General features: G+C 52.7%; 5 protein-coding genes and 4 tRNA genes. 1 reads left to right on the forward strand and 8 read right to left on the reverse strand.

Annotated elements, in window-relative coordinates; all coding sequences use genetic code 11:
- From HA46_RS20485 to HA46_RS20510, 6 genes are all read right to left on the reverse strand, one after another.
- The coding region (locus HA46_RS20485; protein WP_244277545.1) for a GTP-binding protein at positions 1-253 on the reverse strand (253 nt) is incomplete at its 3' end.
- Between the two features lie 107 nt (positions 254-360).
- Positions 361-436 (reverse strand) — tRNA-Thr (locus HA46_RS20490).
- Between the two features lie 5 nt (positions 437-441).
- Positions 442-516: transfer RNA gene (locus tag HA46_RS20495), tRNA-Gly, on the reverse strand.
- Positions 517-708: 192 nt separating this feature from the next.
- A tRNA-Tyr gene (locus HA46_RS20500) sits at positions 709-793 on the reverse strand.
- Positions 794-800: 7 nt separating this feature from the next.
- A tRNA-Thr gene (locus HA46_RS20505) sits at positions 801-876 on the reverse strand.
- Positions 877-996: 120 nt separating this feature from the next.
- The gene (locus HA46_RS20510; protein WP_143807700.1) at positions 997-1,347 is read right to left on the reverse strand and encodes a hypothetical protein; all 351 of its coding nucleotides are present in this window, start codon (positions 1,345-1,347) and stop codon (positions 997-999) included.
- A gap of 64 nt (positions 1,348-1,411) precedes the next feature.
- On the opposite strand from HA46_RS20510, the gene coaA reads away from it, so the two are divergent.
- A complete protein-coding gene (gene coaA / locus HA46_RS20515) occupies positions 1,412-2,362 on the forward strand; it encodes a type I pantothenate kinase (protein ID WP_033756003.1) in 951 nt (316 codons plus the stop codon).
- A 33-nt stretch (positions 2,363-2,395) separates the two neighbouring features.
- On the opposite strand, the gene birA is transcribed toward coaA, so the two are convergent.
- Both birA and murB read right to left on the reverse strand, forming a co-directional pair.
- Positions 2,396-3,355, reverse strand: a complete 960-nt coding sequence (birA, locus tag HA46_RS20520) for a bifunctional biotin--[acetyl-CoA-carboxylase] ligase/biotin operon repressor BirA (protein ID WP_084886554.1) — start codon at positions 3,353-3,355, stop codon at positions 2,396-2,398.
- Entirely contained in the window at positions 3,352-4,389 is a 1,038-nt protein-coding gene (gene murB / locus HA46_RS20525; protein ID WP_084886557.1) for a UDP-N-acetylmuramate dehydrogenase, read from the reverse strand. Before murB ends, birA begins: the two co-directional genes overlap by 4 nt.
- Between the last annotated feature and the right edge of the window lie 159 nt (positions 4,390-4,548).

Here is a 4,548-nt window from a genome sequence, read left to right on the forward strand (position 1 = left end):
GGCCCGGGCAGTCAACGTGCGCGTAGTGACGAGTCGGGGTTTCGTACTCAACGTGAGAGGTGTTGATGGTGATACCACGAGCCTTCTCTTCCGGCGCGTTATCGATCTGGTCGAATGCGCGAGCCTGGCCGCCGTAGGTTTTAGCCAGAACGGTGGTGATTGCTGCAGTCAGGGTGGTTTTACCGTGGTCAACGTGACCGATGGTGCCCACGTTTACGTGCAGTTTGTTACGTTGAAATTGCTCTTTAGCCATCGCTTGTCCCTCTAAGACACGGATATATCAAAGATATCATCACATCAACCAGGCTTTGCCTGAATGCAGGATTTACAGAGAGAGAATCAGGGAGGAGATAAAGGAAGTGGTGCTGATACCCAGAGTCGAACTGGGGACCTCACCCTTACCAAGGGTGCGCTCTACCAACTGAGCCATATCAGCACATCTGGAGCGGGCAGCGGGAATCGAACCCGCATCATCAGCTTGGAAGGCTGAGGTAATAGCCATTATACGATGCCCGCATCCTGGAACTCGGCTACCTGTTCTTTCTGTAGCTTGTGAATAATAAGAGATGTTCCCCTACTATTCGAAGTCTGCCAGCGTTGCTGACCGACTTTAACTGTGCCGAAGCGCAGTTTGAATTTGGGGTGAGAGAAGTGACTCACCGACAGACAAACAGGTTGTTTATCTGCTCTCAACCGACAAGGTTGAGATGGTGGTGGGAGAAGGATTCGAACCTTCGAAGTCTGTGACGGCAGATTTACAGTCTGCTCCCTTTGGCCGCTCGGGAATCCCACCTACTTGATGGTGCCGGCTACCGGAATCGAACTGGTGACCTACTGATTACAAGTCAGTTGCTCTACCAACTGAGCTAAGCCGGCATCAAGTGACGCGCATTCTAGGAAGGTCGGGGACAGGATGCAACAAAAAAATCGCTGAAATAACTCTATCGCTTACTATTTGTGCAAATCCTCGCATTTTAGCGTTTTAGTGAAGATAATTTAGACGATTCCGGCGAATTCCCTTCCGCTGCGCGCCTGTTTTTTATTGCGTGAAAGTAGAGAGCCTGATGACAGCCGCGCGTTTTTTGCACGCATGGCAGGAATGAAAATGAAAAAAAATTTCTGTTGCAGCGCATTTTCCCGCGGCCAGCAAAAAAAATACGCATAAAGCAGGGTCTCTGCCGAGCGCGTTTGTAAGATGCCTGGCGTGCTGAAGCCGGGCTTATGCGCAGCCGCTTGCGAAAGCGTGCGCGTATTTATCATTTTTCTTCTTTTTATTGTCGCACTGATGTTAACCTCCAGCCCATTGTTCTCAGTAAAGACCTTGTGACATGCCGCTATGGTTCTCATATCGCTACAGGTTTTTAATCTGCGTGATATGAATGAGCCTTAATCTGCAGTCAGACGCATACTTATGAATAAAAAGAATTCACCTCTGACCACGCCCTATTTAGAGTTCACGCGTAAGCAGTGGGCCGCCTTACGTAATTCTGTGCCGATGACCTTAACGGAAGAGGAGATCGCGCAGCTGAAAGGCATCAATGAAGATTTATCTCTGGAAGAGGTCGCAGAGATTTACCTGCCTTTATCGCGCCTGCTTAACTTCTATATCAGCTCCAACCTGCGTCGTCAGGCGGTGCTGGAACAGTTCCTTGGCACTGACGGCCAGAAGATCCCTTACATTATCAGCATCGCCGGCAGCGTGGCCGTAGGAAAAAGCACCACCGCGCGCGTCCTGCAGGCGCTGCTGAGCCGCTGGCCCGAGCATCGCAAAGTAGAGCTCATTACTACTGACGGCTTTCTGCATCCTAATGCGGTGCTAAAAGAGCGCGGCCTGATGAAGAAAAAAGGCTTCCCTCAGTCTTATGATATGCATCGGCTGGTTAACTTCGTTTCAGCGCTGAAATCAGGCGCCAGTCAGGTCACGGCGCCGGTTTATTCTCATCTGGTGTATGACGTTATCCCGGATGGCGATAAAGTGGTGCATCAGCCCGATATACTGATTCTCGAAGGCCTGAATGTTTTGCAGAGCGGGATGGATTATCCTCACGATCCCCATCACGTCTTTGTGTCAGACTTCGTCGATTTCTCTATCTATGTAGATGCGCCAGAAGATCTGCTGCAGCGCTGGTATATCAATCGTTTTTTAAAATTCCGTCAGGGCGCTTTCACCGATCCCGATTCCTATTTCCATCACTATGCGCAGCTCTCCGAAGAGGAGGCCGTGCAGATCGCTACTGGGCTGTGGAAAGAGATCAACTGGCTGAATTTAAAAGAGAACATATTGCCGACCCGCGAGAGAGCCAGTTTGATTATGACCAAAGGCGGCAATCATGCCGTCGACCGGGTCAGACTCAGAAAATAGCATTAAGAAAGCCTGCATCGCGCAGGCTTCTTGTTACTGAGGTCGAAGGGATATTTCGCCGCCTACCCAGGACTTCACCTCGCCATCCTGTTCAAGCAGCAGCCCGCCCTGTTTATCTATGCCGCGCGCGATACCGTGAATCTCGCGTTCGCCGATTAATAGCTTAACGGGACGATTAAAGAAGTTATCCAGCGCTTTCCAGCGCTCGGTGAAAGGTGCTAACCCATCCCGTTCAAAGAGCGGCAGCGCCTCACGCAGACTGTTTATCAGCCTGGCGGCCAGATCGTTTCGATCAATCGCAATCCCTGCTTCCTGCAGGTTGATCCAGCCCTGATTGATCTGCGCAGCTTCCGCGCCGCGCATCGCCAGATTGATACCGGCGCCCATCACAATTTGCGCGGCGTCGCCTGTTTTTCCCGTTAGCTCAACCAGGATGCCCGCCAGTTTACGGTCCTGTAGGTAGAGATCGTTAGGCCACTTCACGCGTACGTCCTGCGCGCCCAGCTGCTGCAGGGTTTCGGCAATAACAATACCGATAACCAGGCTCAGCCCCATCGCTGCCGCAGGACCCTGCTCGAGACGCCAGTACATCGACATATAGAGATTAGCGCCGAAAGGTGAGAACCATTGCCGTCCTCGACGTCCTCGGCCCGCCTGCTGGTATTCGGCAATACAGGCATCGCCCGATTGCAGCTCATTCATCCGTTCCAGCAGGTACTGGTTGGTTGAGTCGATAACCGGAATGATCGCCAGGTTAGGCTGATTCAGCTGCGCCAGTATCGCCTCTTCATTCAACAGCTGCATCGGCCCCGGCAGGCTATAGCCTTTGCCCGTGACCGTATAGATATCCAGACCCCAGCTTTTAAGCGTCTGGATATGTTTGTTGATCGCCGCGCGGCTCATTCCTAGTGATTCGCCAAGCTGTTCGCCGGAATGAAACTCGCCGTCAGAGAGTATATCGACCAGCTTTAACGGGATGCTATGGTCTTTCATAGGATTGCCTCTACAGCATTGCACTCGCCCTGTGCCGCGATAAAGCGTACCTCGGGCTCAAGCCATACATCAAATTTTTGTCCGACGCGGGCGCGTACCGCTTTCGCCAGAGCGACGATATCCTGAGAGGTAGCCTGTTCGGCGTTAATCAGCACCAGCGCCTGCTGCTGATGCACTGCCGCGCCGCCGATGCGAAACCCTTTTAGCTGGCACTGATCGATTAACCAACCCGCTGCCAGTTTTACCTCGCCCTCTTTCTGCGGGTAGAAAGGCATTTCCGGATAGGCAAGCTTCAGCTGCTCTGCCTGCTCGCGGCTTATCAGCGGATTTTTGAAGAAGCTGCCAACATTACCCGTCACGCGCGGATCGGGCAGCTTGCTCTGACGCATATGGCATACGGCATGAAAGACTTCCCAGGCGGTCACCGTGGCGGGATTGAGACGCGTTAAATCGCCATAGGTCAGCACCGGCTGCCAGCTTTTTTTCAGGCTAAGCCCCACGGCGATAATGGCATATCCCTGTTGGTACTGATGCTTAAAGATGCTGTCGCGATAACCGAATGCGCACGCTTCGCGCGACAGACGCTGCGTCGCACCCGTATCCAGGTTTAATACATCAACATAGTCGCAAACATCTTTGAACTCGACGCCATAGGCGCCGATATTTTGTATCGGCGCCGAGCCTGACATACCGGGGATCAACGCCAGGTTTTCGAGTCCAGGGATCCCCTTTTTCAGCGTCGACTCAACAAGGGCGTGCCAGTTTTCCCCGGCACCGACGTGCAGCTTCCAGACGTCGTGCTGCTCCTGAATATCGATGCCTTTGATGCGGTTAAGCACGACGGTACCGGCAAAATCGTCCAGAAAAAGCACGTTGCTGCCTTCGCCCAGCAGAATAAATGGCTGATGCGCGGCTCTGGCATCTCGCCAGGCAGTGAGGATCATTTCCGGCGTCTCAGCGACAATGCGGTCGCGTGCGCGAATCGCCAGACCAAGGGTATTGTCAGCTTGCAGAGAAGGATACTGGTGGGACATTATGCGGCCTTAACGAAATTATCTGCGCGTAGTTTACCGCATCAGTTCAGGCTTGTAGGGAAGTTTTAATGGCGTTATGCCGGGAAATGAAGCTTTTTTCGCCGATTGCCAGACGTAAAAAAGCCCTCTGCGTCAGCAGAGGGCTTTTTTGTTTGGATG

This window comes from Pantoea septica (assembly GCF_002095575.1).
Lineage (GTDB): Bacteria > Pseudomonadota > Gammaproteobacteria > Enterobacterales > Enterobacteriaceae > Pantoea > Pantoea septica.